The organism is Micromonospora sp. LH3U1, assembly GCF_028475105.1.
GTDB lineage: Bacteria > Actinomycetota > Actinomycetes > Mycobacteriales > Micromonosporaceae > Micromonospora.
The window spans coordinates 4,021,358-4,037,536 of the sequence record NZ_CP116936.1 but is presented as its reverse complement, the minus strand read 5'-3'; the positions used below and the strand labels follow the sequence as shown (position 1 = coordinate 4,037,536).

Genomic DNA, 16,179 nt, shown 5'->3' with positions numbered 1-16,179 from the left:
CGCTTACCGGGCGCCAGCTGTTGCGAACTCCTTACGGGTCACCCGAACCGGCCCGCCGGGCACCCGAACCGTCCTACCGTGACCGGAATGCGGGTACTGGTCACCGGCGCGGCCGGCTTCATCGGATCGCAGGTCGTCGACCTGCTCGTCGAGCAGGGACACCAGGTGGTGGCGCTGGACGCGCTGCTGCCCCAGGCGCATGGCGGGGAACTGCCCGCCTGGTCGCGACGGCACGACGTGGTACGCGGCGACGTCCGCGACGGCCCGCTGCTGGACCGGCTCCTGACCGGGGTGGACGCGGTCTGCCACCAGGCGGCGATGGTCGGGCACGGCCTGGACCCGTCGGACGCTCCCGACTACGTCACGCACAACGACTACGGCACGGCGGTGCTGCTGGCGGCCCTGCACCGAGCCGGGATCGGGCGCCTGGTGCTGGCCAGCTCGATGGTGGTCTACGGCGAGGGGCGCTACACCTGCCCCGGCCACGGCACGGTGCGTCCCGCGCCTCGACGACCCGAGGACGTGGCGGTCGGCCGGTACGACCCGACCTGTCCGCGCTGCGACCTCGGCCTCGACCCGGTGCTGGTGCCCGAGGACGCCCCACTCGAACCCCGCAGCACGTACGCGGCGAGCAAACTCGCCCAGGAACACCTGGCCGCGGCATGGGCCCGGCAGACCAGCGGCACGGTCTGGGCGCTGCGCTACCACAACGTCTACGGCCCCCGAATGCCCCGCGACACCCCGTACGCGGGGGTCGCGTCGATCTTCCGGTCCGCGCTGGCCGCCGGGAAGGCCCCCCGGGTGCTGGAGGACGGCCGGCAACGGCGTGACTTCGTGCACGTCACCGACGTGGCGCGCGCCAACCTGCTGGCCCTGACCAACACCGCGCCGCCGGCCACCCTGATGCCGGTGAACGTCTGCTCGGGCGAGCCCCACACCGTCGGGGAGTTGGCGGTCACCCTGGCCGAGGCGATGGGCGGGCCAGCCCCGCAGGTGGTTGGCGGTGCCCGGGCGGCCGATGTGCGGCACGTGGTGGCCGACCCGCGCCGGGCCGCCGACCTCCTCGGTTACACCGCCCGGGTCGGCTTCGCCGAAGGGGTGGTCGGCTTCGCCACCGACCCGCTACGCGAGTCGGCCGCGCTCGTCCGCTGACCGCCGCGCGTGGTCGCCATCTCGACCTTGTTCCGCCGATGGCAGGCGGCGTGCGCCCGGACCCTCACGGCCCAACACGTCGCGCGGATTGGTCAGATGGCAGGCCCGCAGCGACAGGCAGCCACATCCGATGCACGCGGTCAGGTCGTCCCGAAGTGCCTTCAGGTGCGCGATGCGAGCGTCGAGGACGCTGCGCCAGTCGGCGGACAGGCGAGCCCAGTCGTCGCGCGTCGGGGTGCGTTCGCTCGGCAGTTGGTCCATGGCCTTCCGAATCACGGTGAGCGAGATGCCAACATGTTGGGATGCACGGATGAACGCGACCCGGCGGAGCGTGTCGCGACTGTACCTGCGCTGGTTGCTTGCTGTCCGACTGCTGCGGATGAGGCCCTTGCGTTCGTAGAAGTGCAGCGCGGAGATCGCGACGCCGCTGCGGTCGGCAACCTGCCCGACGGTGAGTTCGTGGAACGTGGTGCGAGCCCTTGGCATGGGACCAACCGTAGAGCTTGACCTCAACAGAGGTTGAGGCCAGACAATCGGCGGCGTCCAGAACCGCGAAGCAGGGAGCACCCTCATGGCCAACGTTCTCGTCATCGGTGCCACTGGCAAGCAGGGCGGTGCCGTCGCCACACTGCTGCTCAAGCACGGCCACGACGTCGTCGCCTACGTGCGATCACCCGAGCCGCCATCCGCTGTGGCGCTGTCCACCGCCGGAGTCCGGCTCGTAACCGGCGACCTGGCCGACCCCGGGGCCCTTGCCGGCGCCGCCAAGGGCGTCGACGCGATCTTCGGCCTGTCCGTACCATTCGGATCCGGCGGGAAGGACGAGGAGGTTGCCCAGGGGTGCCTCCTGGCCGATGTCGCGGCGCGTGTCGACGCGCACCTCGTCTACTCATCCGTGCGCGGTGCCGATCGGATGGTGGAGACCGATCTCGACCATGCCGACAGCAAGCAGCTCGTCGAGGCATATCTGCGGGATCAGGAAGTCCGGGCGACCGTCCTCGGGCCCGTGTACTTCATGGAGAACGTCCTCAACGTCGGGTTCAGCCGCCTGACCGACGGCGTCCTGGCCAACCCACTCTCTGCCGGCAAGCCGCTGGACCAGGTGACCGTACGGGACATCGCAGGCCTCGCCGTGCACGCCATCGAGCACCCGGACCGGTTTGCCGGCGAACGGATTGACATCGCTTCCGACCGGGTCACCGGCGCAGAGGCGGCCCGAATCCTCAGCGACGTGCTCGGCCGCGAGATCCCGTACCAGCAGATGCCGTTGGGTCAGGTCCGTCAGTGGGCCGGCGACGAGATTGCCGACATGTTCCAGCGCTTCGAGGTGAACACCGACTTCGTCGACATCGACGAGCTGCGTGCCAGGTACCCGGAGGTGGCCTGGCACAGCTACGCCGAGTGGGCCCGGACGGTCGACTGGGACCGCGTCCTGGAAGGTCGGACGACCGGGCAGTAGTCCCCGCTGACCGGTTTCGCCGTCGGGCAGCCGTTGGGAGAGCCCAACGGCTGCTACGACACCGTCCAGAGCAGGTGGTTCACCGCCAGCGCGGTAGCCGCCTGCCCGGCCAGCCACCAGCGCCGCGATCCCGCCGGCAACCAGGCGGTGGCCACCAGCAGCCACACGACGAACGGCAACCAGATCCGCTCCACCTCGGCCTTGCTCAGTCCGGACAGGTCCGCGCCGAGCACCGCGACCCCGGCCGCCAGCGGTAGCAGCACAGTCGGGCCGGCGCCGCGTACCGCCGCTGCCGCCGACATGGCCAGCCGGCCGACGGCCCGCCAACCGCGCGGCGGCGGCCACTGCGACCTGGCGACCAGCGCCCGGCGCAGCGCCGGCCCGAGCACCGGCCCGGCGCTGAGCAGCAGCGCGGCCAGGTTGGCCCACACCCAGTAGCCGTACGGGCGGTCGGCCGCCCAGCCCTGGTAGTACCGCTCGACCACCAACTGGTAGCCGACCCACCACTGAAAACCGGCGGCGACGAACACCCCGGTCACGGCGGCCACCCCGGCGCAGGCCGCGAGCAGCGCGCCCCACCGGTGGGTACGGCGCAGCGCCAGCACGGTCAGCGCCAACACTCCGACCAGCAGGAATCCGTACGACAGGTGTAGCGCGAAGCCGAGCATCGCGCCGCCGACCGCGGCGGTGGCCCGACCGCCCACGGCCAGCAGGGCCAGGCCGGCGGCGACCACGGCGGCGAAGATCCCGTCGGCGGAGGCGCCCACCCAGACCGCACCCGGTAGCAGCACCAGGAACGGGATGACCGCGCGGGCCGCATCGGCCGCGCCGAGCGCCCGCAGAGTCACCGGCACGGTCACCGCCACCGTGGCCCCGACCAGCACGCAGGCCAGCCCGGCGGCGGCGCCCCCACCCAGGCCGACCCGGTCCAGCCAGACGAAGATCAACAGCGCGCCCGGGGGATGCCCCGCGGTGTGGGTGGACCAGGCGTCCGGCTGGAAGTCCAGGATCCGGTCGGTGAACCCGGCCAGCATCGCCGGGATGTCGGTGACCCCGGGGACCTCGTGCAGATACTCGGCCTGTGGGGTGAGCCGCCGGGCCAGCCCCGTCGACCAGCCGTCCACCAGGGCCAACGCCACCGTCCACGCCACGGCGGCCATCCACCCGGTGACCAGAAGGACGCCCCACCGGGCGGTCCGGGCCCACCGCGTACCCCAGCCCACCACCGCGATCGCGACCAGCAGCGCGGCCGGGCTGCCCCAGCCGACGTGCGGTCCCCAGGTCCCGTAGAGCGGGGCGGCGTCGGCGTACAGGCCGGTGCCGCGGGCGTTCAGCAGCGCCCCCACCAGCACGGCCGTCGCGAGCAGCGCCACCTCCACGCCCAGCACCAGCACGTCGCCGGGAGAGCGGCGGGTCGGCGTCCGTCCGGGGGTGGCAGGGGGAGCGGTGGTCGAGGTCATGACCCTCGGACGGTACGGCGAGCGTTGGCCGCTGCGGAGCGGAACGGCCGGCCCGTCACCGGACGGTAAGAAATGCGCAGGTGGTAAGTGTTCGGTAAGCAGATTCCGGCCTCCACCGCCCGAGTGCCGTCCTAGCGTCGGCGGTATGCCGACTCAGATCGACGTGGTGCTGCCCTGCCTGGACGAGGCGGCCGCCCTGCCCGGCGTACTCACCGCACTGCCGCCCGGCTACCGGGCCATCGTGGTGGACAACGGGTCCCGGGACGGCTCGCCCGAGGTGGCTGCCCGACATGGTGCCCGGGTGGTCCACGAGCCCCGCCGTGGCTACGGCGCGGCGGTCCACGCCGGCCTGGAGGCGGCCGACGGTGAGCTGGTCTGCGTCCTCGACGCCGACGGCTCGTTCGACCCCGCCGAACTGCCCGCGCTGGTCGCCCCCGTGGCAGCCGGTACGGCGGATCTCAGCGTGGGCCGGCGCCGGCCGGTCGGCGCCGGGGTCTGGCCGTGGCACGCCCGTGCCGGCACCGCGCTGGTCGCCGCGTTGCTGCGCCGTCGGGGCGTACCCCTGTGGGATCTCAGCCCGATCCGGGTGGCCCGTCGCGACGGGCTGCTCGCACTCGGGGTCACCGACCGGGCCTTCGGCTACCCACTCGAACTGCTGATCCGGGCCGCCGCCGCCGGCTGGCGAATCCACGAGCAGGACGTCACCTACGCGCCCCGAGCCGCCGGCACCCGTTCCAAGGTCTCCGGTTCGGTCCGGGGCACCCTGCGCGCCACCCGCGACTTCGCCGGAGTTCTGCGCGCCGTGGACGGCCCGCGGTGACGGTCCTGCTGGTGGTCGCCAAGGCGCCGATACCCGGGGCGGTGAAGACCCGGCTCTGCCCGCCCGCCACCGCCGCGCAGGCGGCCCGGATCGCCGCCGCCGCGCTACGCGACACCCTCGACGCGGTCCGCGCCACCCCGGGGCAACCCCCGTCCTGGCCTGCGCGGGCCGGTTGGCCGAAGCGGAGGACGCCGCCGAGTTGACCACCGCGCTGGCCGGCTGGCCGGTGCTGGAGCAGCGGGGCGTGGGGCTCGGCGACCGGCTTGCCAACGCGTACGCCGAGGTGGCGGCCGCGTACCCGGGCCGGCCGGTGCTCCAGATCGGGATGGACACCCCGCAGGTGACCCCGGCCCGGCTGGCCACCGCGGTCCGCCGGTTGCGTGCCGCCGACGCGGTCCTCGGCCGTGCGCGCGACGGAGGCTGGTGGTCGCTGGGCCTGCGCGACCCCCGACACGCGACGGTGCTGCGGGCGGTGCGGATGTCGACGCCCGACACGGGCCGCGACACGTGGGGGGCGTTGACCGGGCGAGGGCTGCGCACCGCGCCGCTGCCGATGCTGCGCGACGTCGACGAGTGGCCCGACGCGCTCGCGGTGGCGGTCGAGGTGCCCGGTGGTCGGTTCGCCCGGCAGGTCGCGGCGGTCCGGCTCACCCTGGTGCCGGGCGGCCGACGGTGAACCCGGTCGACACGCCCCTGCGGGTCGCCGTTCCCGACGGGCCGTCCGGGGGCGTCGGGGTGGACGGGTTCGGTGCCGTACTCGCCCAACGTTCGGCTGGCGGGCGGTGGCTGATGTACGGCGACGGTGTCCGCAGCCCGCTGCCGGTGGACCGCTGGCACGGCCCGGCCGAGCCGGCGGTCGCCGGGCTGGTCACCCGCTGTGTCGGGCCGACGCTCGACCTCGGCTGCGGGCCGGGCCGGCTCACCGTCGCGCTGGCCCGGGCCGGGTTGACGGCTGTCGGCGTGGACATCTCGGCGGTGGCGGTGCGGCTGACGCGGGCCCGAGGGGCGGTGGCGCTGCACCGGGACCTGTTCGACGCGCTGCCCGGTGAGGGCCGGTGGACGCACGCCGTGCTGATCGACGGCAACATCGGCATCGGCGGCGAGCCGGTCGCGTTGCTGCGCCGGTGCCGGGAGCTGCTCGTACCCGGCGGCACGGTGCTGGTCGAGCTGGAGTCGCCCGGTGCCGGGCTCTGGCAGGGCCAGGCCCGCGTCGCCGCCGCGCACCGTGCCGGCCGGTTGCTGCTGGGACCGGCGTTCCGGTGGGCCCGGCTCGACGTACGCGCCGTCCACCCGGTCGCCAGTGCAGCCGGGCTGGTCGTGCGGGAGGTGTTCCGGCAGGGCCGGCGCTGGTTCGGCGAACTGGGGCCGGGCCGCTGACGACGCCAACGGTCAGGCAGCCGGGAGCTGAACCACGAAACGGCAGCCACCGACCACGTTCTGCACGTCCACCCGGCCACCGTGCGCCTCGACCAGGCCCCGCACGATCGCCAGGCCCAGCCCGCCGGAGCCCTCCCCACCCGGGCGGGGCGTACGCGCCGGCTCGCCCCGGAACGCCACGTCGAACAGTCGCGGCAGGTCGTCCTCGGGAATGCCGCCACAGGTGTCGGCGACCGCCAGCCACGCGGCGTCGCGGTCACGCCCGGCGTCCACCCGGACGGTGCCGTCGCTCGGGGTGAAGTGCACGGCGTTGAGCAGCAGGTTGCCCACCACCCGGGCCAGCTCGGGCTCGCTGGCCAGCACGGTGGGCCAGCCCGACTCGGCGGCCACGAGGCGGATGCGTCGGGCCTCGGCCAGTGGCGCGGTGCCGGCCCAGGCGTCGGAGACCACCTCGCCGAGCGGCACCGCCGACAGCGTCAGCCGCAGTGCCCCCGCGTTGATCCGGGACAGCTCGAACAGGTCGTCGACGAGCCGGGTCATCCGGTCGGTCTGCGCGCGGATGCGCCGGTGGTACTCGGCGACCGTCGCCGGATCGTCGACCACCCGGTCCTCCAGCGCCTCGGCCATCGCCCGCAGCCCCGCCAGCGGCGTACGCAGGTCGTGCGACACCCAGGCGACCAGGTCGCGGCGGCCCTTCTCGACTCGCCGTTCCCGCTCCCGGGCCTGATCCGCCCAGACGGCGGCCGTCGCCAGCCGGCGCCCGAAATACCAACCCACGCCGAGGCTCACCACCGCCGCGGCGGCCACCGTGAGCAGCACGACCTGGAGATCGTGTGGAGACAGGAACATCGCCTGGGCGACCACCACCACACCGGCCACCACGGCGGCCACGGTGACCGTGAGCAGGACGCACACGTGCACGGTGATCGACCGGTGGCGCAGCAGTCGCAGGGTCAACGCCCCGAGCAGGCCCACGCCGAGTGCCGCCGCGAGCGCCGCCCCGAAGATCAGCGCGAGGTCACGCACCGGCGGGCTCGTACCGGTAACCCACGCCCCACACCGTGACGATCCGACGGGGCTCGGCCGGGTCGTCCTCGATCTTCTCCCGCAGCCGCCGCACGTGGACCGTCACGGTGGACTGGTCACCGAAGTTCCATCCCCACACCCGTTCCAGCAGCTCGGTGCGGCGAAACGCCCGCCTCGGGTGTCGCATCAGGTGCGCCAACAGGTCGAACTCGCGCAGCGTCAGGGCCAGCTCGACGCCGTGCAGCCGGGCGACCCGTGGCCCGGTGGCCACCTCCAGCCCCGCGTCGGCCAGCAACTCGGCCGCCGGCGCGGCCGGCTCCCCGGCCCGGCGCAGCACCGAACCGACACGCAACACCAGCTCACGCGGGGAGAACGGCTTGCCCAGGTAGTCGTCGGCGCCCAGTTGCAGGCCGAGCACCCGATCCGCCTCGTCGCCACGCGCGGTCAACATGATGATGGGTACGCCGTCCGGCCGCTCCCGCAACCGCCGGCACACCTGCAGGCCGTCCAGCCCCGGCAACATCAGGTCCAGGACCACCAGGTGCGGCGCCCGGTCCTGTACGGCGTCCAGGGCGGCGAGCCCGTCCCCGACGTGGCTCACGTCGTACCCGGCGTGCTCCAGGTAGCGGCAGACCACGTCGCTGACGGTCCGATCGTCGTCGACCACGAGCACCCGCTGCGCCACCGGCCACCTCCCCGGCCAGCCTAGCCAGCGCCATCGCGCTCGACGATCCCGCAGATCTTGCGATCTTCTTACGTCCTGCCGACCAGCTGAAGAACTGTCGACGGGATCCAATTGCGTGGATTTACCGAAAGAGTCAACGTGACTGCGAAATTCACCGCCGTAGGGTGCCCGGATGTTACGCAATGCGAGTCGAGTCCTGGTGTCAAAGGGGTTGGCAAAGGCGCTAGCGTCCACTTAGGATGATCATGCAAATCGCGCGTCGGCGCTTTTGCTTCCCATTTTTCGTATGCCCATTCTGGAGGCTGTCCGTGGCCTGGTTCATCAACCAGTCGCTTTTCGTTGTCCTGGCGGCTTTTCTTTTGGGACTGCTCGTCGGTTGGCTCCTCTGGGGAAACCGGAGGACCGCACCACCCTCGTCCGGTGAGACGTCCGCGCCCCAGCCCGCCACTGCGGCGGAAACGCGCGCCGCGATGACGCCAACCCCGCACGCCGAACCGCGCCGGTCGTACCGGTCGACGGGTGCGCGCGGCAGCCGACGGGTCACCGAGCCCGTCGTCGCGAGGCCCGAGCCCGTCGAACCCCCGCGCGACGAGCTGGAACGCATCGAAGGCATCGGCCCGAAGATGGCGAACGCGCTCCGCGCCGCCGGCATCCACACCTTCCGTCAGCTCGCCGAGGCCGACGACACCACCCGGCGCGCGGCCATCGAAGGAGCGGGTCTGACCTTCGCCCCCAGCCTGGTCACCTGGGGTCGCCAGGCGCAGTTGCTCGCCGACGGCGACGAAGAGGGCTTCGCCGAGCTCACCGAGCTGCTGGTGGCCGGCCGCGACACCGGGCGGGCCTGATGACCAGGAACCTGCTGTCACACAAGAGGAACCAGAAGCCCAACAAGCGTCGCATCCTGCTCGGGCTGATCGTCTCCGTTCTCGGTCTGGGCGTCCTGATGGCGGCGCAGCAACTGCCCAACCGGCACCGGATGGAGGCCGATCTGACCCAGCGCTCGACGCAGGCGCTGCACGAGGCCGGTCTCTCCGACGTGCGGGTCACCTTCACCGGACGCGATGGACGGCTGACGGCGGGCTCGTCCGCCGAAGCCGAACAGGCCCTCGACATCGTCCGGCCGCTGGAAGGCGTACGGGTCGCCGAAGCTGAGGTGCCTCCCGCGCCGCAGAAGAGGGGGCCCGTACCGCCGTCCGCGCTGGTGGTCATGGGCCACCGCACGGCATCGGTCAGTGGCACCGTGCCGAGCGAGACTGCCCGATCCGTGCTGGTCGGCGCGGCGGCCAGCCTCGGCGCCGAGAGCGTCGAGGACAACCTGACGATCGACGCCGGCGTGACCGACACCGCGCTTCCCGGCGTGGCAGATGTGCTGCGCGCATTCGGCCAGGACGCCGCCGGTACGACGGTGAAGCTCGACGGCGGCACGTTGACGGTGCGCGGCACGGTCTCCTCCGAGGCGCACAAGAACACGGTGCTGACGGCGGCCCGGGCAACCGGCGCCCCGGTCGTCGACCAGCTCGGGGTTCCGGACGTTCAGCAGCAACTGCGTGACCTGCCGCAGCTCACCTTCGCCTCCGGCGGCGACTCACTCACCACCACCTCCGAGGCGAGCCTCGTCACGGTGAGGCAACTCCTCACGGCCAATCCGAGCACCCAGCTGCGTATCGAGGGCCACACCGACGCCACCGGTCCGGCCGAGTCGAACCTCCTCCTCAGCCGCGCCCGGGCCGAGGCGGTGCTGGACTTCCTGGCCGCGCAGGGCGTCGCCGCGGACCGGTTGAGCGCCAAGGGGTACGGGGAGACGCGTCTCAAGGTCCCCGACACCAACGCGGCCAACCGCGCCGAGAATCGACGGGTGGAGCTTATCGCTGGCGACGGTCACTCATGACAATGTCGGGCTATAGGCCAACGGAACATCACCGCCGAACACCGGGAGAGGTGGGGCCAGCAAATGATTATTCTGTCGACGGCGGTGCTGCGCTGCGACAGAATCCCGGGATGTCCCTACCGCTCATTGCTCTGCTGCGCTGGCAGTTCGACCTGACGTGGTCGCTGTTCTCGACTACCACCTCGAACGACTCGTAATGTGGCTGGCGTGCCGCGACTAGTGAAGATCAATCAGGACAACGTCGAGGCCGCGTGCCGGGTGAACGTGCGGCCGGACCAGGAGAAGTTCTCGTCCCCGGTCGCCTGGTCCCTCGCCGAGGCGTACGCGCAGCCCGAGATCGCGTGGCCACGTCTGATCATCGAGGGTGACGACATCGTCGGCTTCCTGATGGGCTTCTTCGACATCGTGTGGCACCCGGACCGACCTGACGACCTGCGCTCGGGCCTGTGGCGACTGAACATCGCCGCCGAGCATCAGGGCCAGGGGTACGGCCGCTTCGCGGTGCAGGCCGTCTGCGAGGAGGCCCGCCGACGTGGGCACGACCGCGTGTACACGACGTGGGAACCGGGGGCGGACGGCCCGGAGCAGTTCTACCTGAAGCTCGGCTTCCGCCCGACCGGAGAGACCAGTGAGGGTGAGGTCGTCGGAGTGCGGCAACTGACCGAGTGATCAGCGGGGCAGCGCGACCTGCGTACGATGCGGGGCTGAGTTCCCTCGTCGCGGCGGAGGTATCGGGTAGATGGCAGGCCAGCACGAGGGTTTCGCCCTCGGCGTCGACCTCGGCACGTCCAACACGGTCGCGGTGCTGCGCTGGCCGGACGGACGGACCCGTCCCTTGCTGATGGACGGGCAACCGGTCAGTCCCTCCGCTGTGTACGCCGACCCGGACGGCACCCTGCACGTCGGCTGGGACGCCCGACGGTTGGCGCAGGCCGACCCGGCCCGGTTCGAGGCGAACCCGAAGCGTCGGGTGGACGAGCCGACCGTGCTGCTCGGTGACCATTCGTACCCACCGGCTGACCTGCTCGCCGCGGTGCTGGCGGCGGTCGCGCGGGCCGCGGTGGACACCGTTGGGTTCCTGCCCCCGGCCGTGCTCACCTGCCCGGCCGCCTGGGACCCGACGCGGCGGCAGGTGCTCGCCGACGCGTTGCTGCGGGCGGGCTGGCCGCAGGCCGCCGAGCACACCCTCGTCGGGCCGACGCCACCGGGCACCCGGCTGCTGCGGGAGCCGGTGGCCGCCGCCCGTTACTACACGCAGGTGCTGCATCGTCCGGTGCCGGTTGGCGACGCGATCGCGGTGTTCGACTTCGGTGGCGGGACGCTCGACGTCGCGGTGCTGCGTAACGAGGGTGCGGACCCCTGGGGTGACTCCGGCTTCAGCGTGGTCGCCGACGGCGGCCTCCCCGACCTGGGCGGCCTGGACCTCGACGCCGCGCTGGTGCGGCGGGTCGGCGAGTTGGTCGGTGAGCGGCACGCCGCGCAGTGGGCCCGGCTGACCCGACCGGCCGACCCGGCGCAGCGCCGCGACCAGGTGCGGCTCTGGGACGAGGTACGAGGTGCGAAGGAGACGTTGTCCCGGTCCACTGTGGCGCCGGTAGCGGTGCCGGGAGTGGCCGAAACGGTCCAGCTGACCCGGGCGGACGTCGAGCGGGTGGCCACGCCGCTGTTGCGCCGCGCGGTGGAGCGGGCCCGTGAGGTGATCGCCGCCGCCGGGCTCAGCCCCGATCAGCTCGCCGGGCTGTTCCTCGTCGGCGGCTCGTCGCGGATGCCGCTGGTGGCCCGGATGCTGCACGCCGAGTTGGGTGTCGCCCCGACGGTGCTGGACCAGCCGGAGTTGCCGGTGGCGGAGGGCGCCCTGACCGATCTGCCGCTGCGCCGACCGGTGCCCGCACCGGCGTACGCGGGACCGCAGATCGCCCCACCCGCACCGGTTCCCGTCAGCCCGCCCGCGCCGGCCGGAGCGGTCGTACCGGCGCAGCCCTGGCCGGGGTCGACGCCGCCGGCGGGCCGCCTCCCGGGCCGGGCTGGGCCGGTGCCACCCTGCCGTCGGCGCCGGGTGGACCGCGCTGGCGGCGGGCGCGCTGGGTGGTGCTCGGCGCGGTGCTGGCCCTGGTCGGGGTGGCCACCGCGACCACCCTCTACGTGACCCGTGACCGCTACCCGGATCTGGAGTTCGACTCGGTGCGCGAGCTGTCTCGGCCACCGGCCGGCGCCGAGCGACCCGCCGACATGTGGACGGCGGTGCTCGGCGACCGGGCCTACCTCGGGTACCCGCTGCCGGACGACCGGCTGGAGGTGGTGGCCGTCGACGCCAGGACCGGCGACGAGCTGTGGCGCAAGCCGACCGACGTGCGGGCCGACGACTGGGAGGGCCTCGTCGCCGTTCCGGGGGCGGTCGTGGTTCGCGCCGACGCCCCGGGCGACAGCACCCTCCGTCCGCTGGCTGTCCTCGACGGTCGTTCGGGCACGCAGCGCTGGCAGCGCCCGGTGCGCGGTGACGACGACGTCTACTTCGCCGATGACACGGCGGTGCTGGTGGACCGGGGCGCGGCCCAACTGGTCGGCCTGCGCCTGACCAACGGCGGCGTCAAGTGGACCGAGCCCAACCCCCGCGACCAGTACGACGGCAGCCGCACCAAGGTCCGGCCGGTGGGCAGCGACGAGGCGTCGGGTGGCCCGGGTTTCCTCGACGGCACGCCCCGCGACCCGTGGAGGAGCAAGGGGCGGCGACTCGTCCAGGTCGGCGCGGACCGGTCGGTGCGGCTGATCGACATGGCCTCCGGCAGCGTGCTGCGCCGGTGGGGCAACGTCGCCGACCTCGACGACCTGGTGGTCGCACACGAGGATCGTCTGTACGTGGCCACCAACGAGGGCGGGTACCAGTTGCTGGCGTACGACCTGGAATCCGACGCGGAACCGGTGGTGCTCTACCGTTCCGGGAGCGACGAGCCTCGCCCGAAAGACCTGGTGGCCTGCGGTGAGCGGCGGGCGTGCCTGTTGCAGGTGCCGAACAATGACGTCGAGCGTACCGAGGTGGTGGCGGCGACCGAGGGCGAAGGCACGAAGCGCTGGCCGGCGCCGGGCGTGACCAGCCTGGTCCCGTTGGGTGAGCAGGTGCTCGCCCAACGGGAGTACCCGAAGTCGACCGTCACCCTCTTCGACGCCGCCGGCAAGCCGGTGCTGCGGGACCGCGGCGGGGTGGCGGTCCGGCTGGACGAGGGCAACCTGCTGGTCTTCGCCAAGGCCCCCAGCACGGTCTCGGACAACCGTGTGCTGGCCGGCGTGTGGGCCGAGTCCGGTGAGGTCGACGAGTTGGGCGAGCTGGAGGACGTCCGCAGCACGTCCTGCTCATGGAACACCCAGGTGATCGCCTGCGGGGCGGAGAAGGACTTCGTGCTGTACCGCTTCGCCGACAACTGACCCCCCGCGATCTTGCACGTTCTGCCCGTGCGAATGCGGTCAACCGGACAAAACGACGACCGAAACTGCAAGATCGCGGGGGAATGTCGGGGCGTCGCGGGGTCAGGCGCGGGTGATGCTTTCGCCTTCTACGCGGATGGGGATTTCTGTCAGGCCTTTCGGGGCGGGGCCGTTCAGGCGGGCGCCATCGGTGGGGGAGAAGGTGGAGTTGTGCGCGGGGCAGGTGATGACCCCGTCGCGGGGTGCGCCTACCCGGACGCCCTGGTGCGGGCAGGTCGCGTCGTACGCCTTGAAGGTGCCGGCCTCCGGCTGGACGACCAGCACACCGGCGGTGACCGTGCCGCCGCCGACCGGGACGTCTCCGGTGCGGGCCAGCACGGTGCCGGGCGTAGCGGCCGCCTGATTGTCGGTCGGACTGTCACCGGCACCGCAGGCGCTGAGCAGTCCGGCGGCGCCGAGGGCGCCCACCCCGGTCAACAACCCGCGCCGGCTCAGGCACCAGCGGTTGTCGCGGAGGAACTCCTGCCCGTCGTACATCCTGGTTCACCTCTTCCGTCGGCGCACCGGACAGGTCCGGTGGCTCGCCGGCTCAGCCTGCCCCACCTGGCTGGACGCGCGATGCGACCAGGCTGGATGTTGGCTGGACGTACGGCGCGGTCCTGAGTTGATCGAGGTGGGAGCGGCGGTCAGGGTGTCGGGGACGGACTGAGCACCGCGCAGGCGGTCACCGCCTCGCGGGTCTTGGCGTCGCCGCTGTCGAGCCGGTCCGGATCGAGGCCGCGGTTGCTCAGGCAGGTGCGGTACGCGGTGGCCCGCCCGTCGCCCGCCCCGGCCGGCCGGCCGTCCGGCGCGCCGGACGCGTCAGGGCCACCGAAGCCGTTCGGCCGGCCGCTGGGCCGTACCGACGCGCAAGCCTCCTGCGCCTTCTGCCAGGTCTGCTCGTCGACCCCCTCCGGCCGACCGCCGCCCGGGAAGCCCCGCCCCGCGCCGCGCGACGGGTCGGCGCTGCCCGACGGGCGGGCGGTCGGAAAGCCCGACGGGCGGGCGGTCGGAAAGCCGGACGGGCGGGCGGTCGGGAAGCCGGACGGGCGGGCGGTGCCGCGCGCGCCACCGGGGCCGCGGGACGGGTCCATCGTCGGCAGCGCCACGCCGTTGTCCCGCAAACAGTCCTGGTACGCGACGAACGCGTTCCCCGCCCCACCCGGGGTGCTCGACGCGTCGCTCTCGCCCGATCCGCCACCGCAGGCCGCCAGCAGCAGCATGGCCGAGGCGGCGGTGGTCATTACGGCCGCGAACCGGCGGCATCGTGCGGTCAACAGCACAGGGACTCCTCAGGCCTTCTCCGGGACCTGCTCAGCGAACCGGTCGTACCTCGTCGGCGGCTCGGACCCGGCTCGGAGTTTCCTCGGAGCGGCCCGGGTGCGCCGGCCCATCGGCCTGGCGGGCGAGCGGCACCGGGCGCCCCGTTCCGAGCCAACTCTCGGGCGCCTCGTTCCGAGCCAACTCTGAGGTGGGGTCGAGCCCACCGCGAGGCGGGGTGCGCAGACTGCTCGACCATGGGGATCGGCCTGAAGCGACGCTGGCGTACCCGGCGAGCCCGGTGGTGGGCGGCCGGTGCCGTCGGCGTGTTGCTGCTCGGCGTGGCCGGGGTGCGCGTCTGGTCCGCGGACGCCGGGGACGCGCCAGCCCGGCCGCTGAGCGTGGCCGTCGACCGGGGGCCGGTCGCGGTCGAGGTGGCGACCTCGGGCACCGTTCAGCCGGCCACCACCCGCAGTCTCGGATTCACGGTCGCGGGCACCGTGCAGACGGTCGACGTCCGGCCGGGCAGTGTGGTCACGGTGGGCCAGCGGCTCGCCGCGGTCGCTGACGCCGACGCCGCCGAGGCGGCGGACGCCGTCCAGGATGCCGAGGACAACCTGGCTGAGGCCCGCACCGCTCTGACCAAGGCCCGAGAGTCCGTCGACGATCCGGTGCCGAGTTGCCCGGCCGGCACCGATTCGAGGGTCCGGCCGGTGGCGTGGCGTTCGCCGCAGCCCTCCGGCACGCCCACCGCGACGCCGACGACCGGCACGCCCACCGCCAGCGCCAGCCCGACGCCCCGACCCACCGCAAGCTCCGCCACGCCGACCCGCACACCCGGCCGTCCCACGTCGACGGTGACCGGCGCACCGAGCGCTCCCCGGCCGCCGGTCGCCCCCGGGCAGAGCGGCGGCCCGGGCTGCGGCGCGGACGCCGGAACCGCCACCGGGGGTACGGACCAGATCCTGACCGCCCAACGCCGGGTCAACCAGGCCGAGGCGACCCTCAGCGAAGCGCGGGAAGCAGTCGCTGGCGCGACCATCACCGCGCCGATGGCCGGAACCGTGCTCTCCGTCGCCGGGCCGGTGGGCAGCCCGGTCACTCGCGGGGCCGCCTTCATCACCCTTGCCGACACGTACGCCATGCAGGTGTCGGCCAGATTCCCCGAGGCCGACGCGGGAGCCCTTGCCGTCGGGCAGAGCGCGACGCTGTCCCTGGCCAACCGGCCGGAGCAGACGTTCCCGGCGACCGTGGTGCAGGTCGACCCGGTCGGCGCCGTCGACGGCACGATGGTCCGCTACGGCGTGGTGCTGTCCTTCACCGCCGCCCCGGAGAACCTGCTGGTCGGGCAGAGCGCCGCGGTGACGGTCCGGACCGGTGCCGTGCCGGACGTGCTGCGGGTGCCGTCCACCGCCGTGCACGAGGGCCCCGACCGCACCGGCACCGTGCTGCCGGCTGACGGCGGCCCGGCCCGCACCGTCACCCTCGGGCTGCGCGGCAACCAGTACGCCGAGATAACCTCCGGACTCGCCGCCGGTGAGCTGGTGCTGCGCTCCTGGTGACAGCCGGCGCACAGGTGCGGCACAGTCAGCG

The 16,179-nt window shown here is 73.3% G+C and carries 16 protein-coding genes and 1 pseudogene; 11 read left to right on the top strand and 6 right to left on the bottom strand.

Annotated elements, in window-relative coordinates; genetic code table 11:
* Window positions 1–87 precede the first annotated feature (87 nt).
* On the top strand, window positions 88–1,152 hold the full coding sequence (locus PCA76_RS18550; protein ID WP_272611697.1) for an NAD-dependent epimerase/dehydratase family protein: 1,065 nt from the start codon (window positions 88–90) through the stop codon (window positions 1,150–1,152).
* On the opposite strand, the gene soxR is transcribed toward PCA76_RS18550, so the two are convergent.
* On the bottom strand, window positions 1,123–1,638 hold the full coding sequence (soxR, locus tag PCA76_RS18545) for a redox-sensitive transcriptional activator SoxR (protein ID WP_272611696.1): 516 nt from the start codon (window positions 1,636–1,638) through the stop codon (window positions 1,123–1,125). The genes PCA76_RS18550 and soxR overlap by 30 nt on opposite strands.
* An 85-nt stretch (window positions 1,639–1,723) precedes the next feature.
* On the opposite strand from soxR, the gene PCA76_RS18540 reads away from it, so the two are divergent.
* A complete protein-coding gene (locus PCA76_RS18540; RefSeq protein ID WP_272611695.1) occupies window positions 1,724–2,611 on the top strand; it encodes an NmrA/HSCARG family protein in 888 nt (295 codons plus the stop codon).
* Between the two features lie 53 nt (window positions 2,612–2,664).
* Here the strand turns inward: PCA76_RS18540 and PCA76_RS18535 are convergent, their stop codons facing one another.
* The gene (locus PCA76_RS18535) at window positions 2,665–4,071 is read right to left on the bottom strand and encodes a hypothetical protein (RefSeq protein ID WP_272611694.1); all 1,407 of its coding nucleotides are present in this window, start codon (window positions 4,069–4,071) and stop codon (window positions 2,665–2,667) included.
* Between the two features lie 145 nt (window positions 4,072–4,216).
* Here PCA76_RS18535 and PCA76_RS18530 point away from each other — a divergent pair, with 145 nt between their 5' ends.
* The 3 genes and pseudogenes from PCA76_RS18530 (at window position 4,217) to PCA76_RS18515 (ending at window position 6,268) form a co-directional block, all read left to right on the top strand.
* On the top strand, window positions 4,217–4,891 hold the full coding sequence (locus PCA76_RS18530; protein ID WP_272611692.1) for a glycosyltransferase family 2 protein: 675 nt from the start codon (window positions 4,217–4,219) through the stop codon (window positions 4,889–4,891).
* Window positions 4,888–5,567, top strand: a pseudogene (locus PCA76_RS18520) (TIGR04282 family arsenosugar biosynthesis glycosyltransferase). Before PCA76_RS18530 ends, PCA76_RS18520 begins: the two are co-directional and overlap by 4 nt.
* A complete protein-coding gene (locus tag PCA76_RS18515) occupies window positions 5,564–6,268 on the top strand; it encodes a class I SAM-dependent methyltransferase (RefSeq protein WP_442930143.1) in 705 nt (234 codons plus the stop codon). The pseudogene PCA76_RS18520 and the gene PCA76_RS18515 overlap by 4 nt, the downstream one beginning before the upstream one ends.
* A gap of 12 nt (window positions 6,269–6,280) precedes the next feature.
* On the opposite strand, the gene PCA76_RS18510 is transcribed toward PCA76_RS18515, so the two are convergent.
* Window positions 6,281–7,294 carry a sensor histidine kinase gene (locus tag PCA76_RS18510; RefSeq protein WP_272611689.1) on the bottom strand — a complete coding sequence of 338 codons (1,014 nt, stop codon included), beginning with the start codon at window positions 7,292–7,294 and terminating at the stop codon, window positions 6,281–6,283.
* Window positions 7,287–7,979, bottom strand: a complete 693-nt coding sequence (locus tag PCA76_RS18505; protein ID WP_272611688.1) for a response regulator transcription factor — start codon at window positions 7,977–7,979, stop codon at window positions 7,287–7,289. Before PCA76_RS18505 ends, PCA76_RS18510 begins: the two co-directional genes overlap by 8 nt.
* Before the next feature lie 239 nt (window positions 7,980–8,218).
* On the opposite strand from PCA76_RS18505, the gene PCA76_RS18500 reads away from it, so the two are divergent.
* The 5 genes from PCA76_RS18500 to PCA76_RS18480 all read left to right on the top strand — a co-directional run bounded on the left by PCA76_RS18500 (window position 8,219) and on the right by PCA76_RS18480 (window position 13,287).
* Window positions 8,219–8,824, top strand: a complete 606-nt coding sequence (locus PCA76_RS18500) for a helix-hairpin-helix domain-containing protein (RefSeq protein WP_272611687.1) — start codon at window positions 8,219–8,221, stop codon at window positions 8,822–8,824.
* Window positions 8,824–9,867 carry an OmpA family protein gene (locus PCA76_RS18495; protein ID WP_272611686.1) on the top strand — a complete coding sequence of 348 codons (1,044 nt, stop codon included), beginning with the start codon at window positions 8,824–8,826 and terminating at the stop codon, window positions 9,865–9,867. The genes PCA76_RS18500 and PCA76_RS18495 overlap by 1 nt, the downstream gene beginning before the upstream one ends.
* A gap of 207 nt (window positions 9,868–10,074) precedes the next feature.
* A complete protein-coding gene (locus tag PCA76_RS18490) occupies window positions 10,075–10,536 on the top strand; it encodes a GNAT family N-acetyltransferase (RefSeq protein ID WP_272611685.1) in 462 nt (153 codons plus the stop codon).
* A gap of 70 nt (window positions 10,537–10,606) precedes the next feature.
* Window positions 10,607–12,013, top strand: coding sequence for an Hsp70 family protein (locus tag PCA76_RS18485; protein WP_272611684.1), 1,407 nt, complete (start codon window positions 10,607–10,609; stop codon window positions 12,011–12,013).
* The gene (locus tag PCA76_RS18480) at window positions 11,953–13,287 is read left to right on the top strand and encodes an outer membrane protein assembly factor BamB family protein (RefSeq protein WP_272611683.1); all 1,335 of its coding nucleotides are present in this window, start codon (window positions 11,953–11,955) and stop codon (window positions 13,285–13,287) included. Before PCA76_RS18485 ends, PCA76_RS18480 begins: the two co-directional genes overlap by 61 nt.
* A gap of 102 nt (window positions 13,288–13,389) precedes the next feature.
* Here the strand turns inward: PCA76_RS18480 and PCA76_RS18475 are convergent, their stop codons facing one another.
* Window positions 13,390–13,824 (bottom strand): Rieske (2Fe-2S) protein, encoded by a 435-nt coding sequence (locus PCA76_RS18475; protein ID WP_272611682.1) that lies wholly within the window; start codon window positions 13,822–13,824, stop codon window positions 13,390–13,392.
* 149 nt (window positions 13,825–13,973) lie between these two features.
* Complete coding sequence (locus PCA76_RS18470; protein WP_272611681.1) at window positions 13,974–14,609, bottom strand: hypothetical protein; 636 nt, start codon at window positions 14,607–14,609, stop codon at window positions 13,974–13,976.
* 234 nt (window positions 14,610–14,843) lie between these two features.
* Between PCA76_RS18470 and PCA76_RS18465 the strand changes: the two genes are divergently transcribed.
* On the top strand, window positions 14,844–16,148 hold the full coding sequence (locus PCA76_RS18465) for an efflux RND transporter periplasmic adaptor subunit (RefSeq protein ID WP_272611680.1): 1,305 nt from the start codon (window positions 14,844–14,846) through the stop codon (window positions 16,146–16,148).
* The last annotated feature ends 31 nt before the right edge of the window (window positions 16,149–16,179 follow it).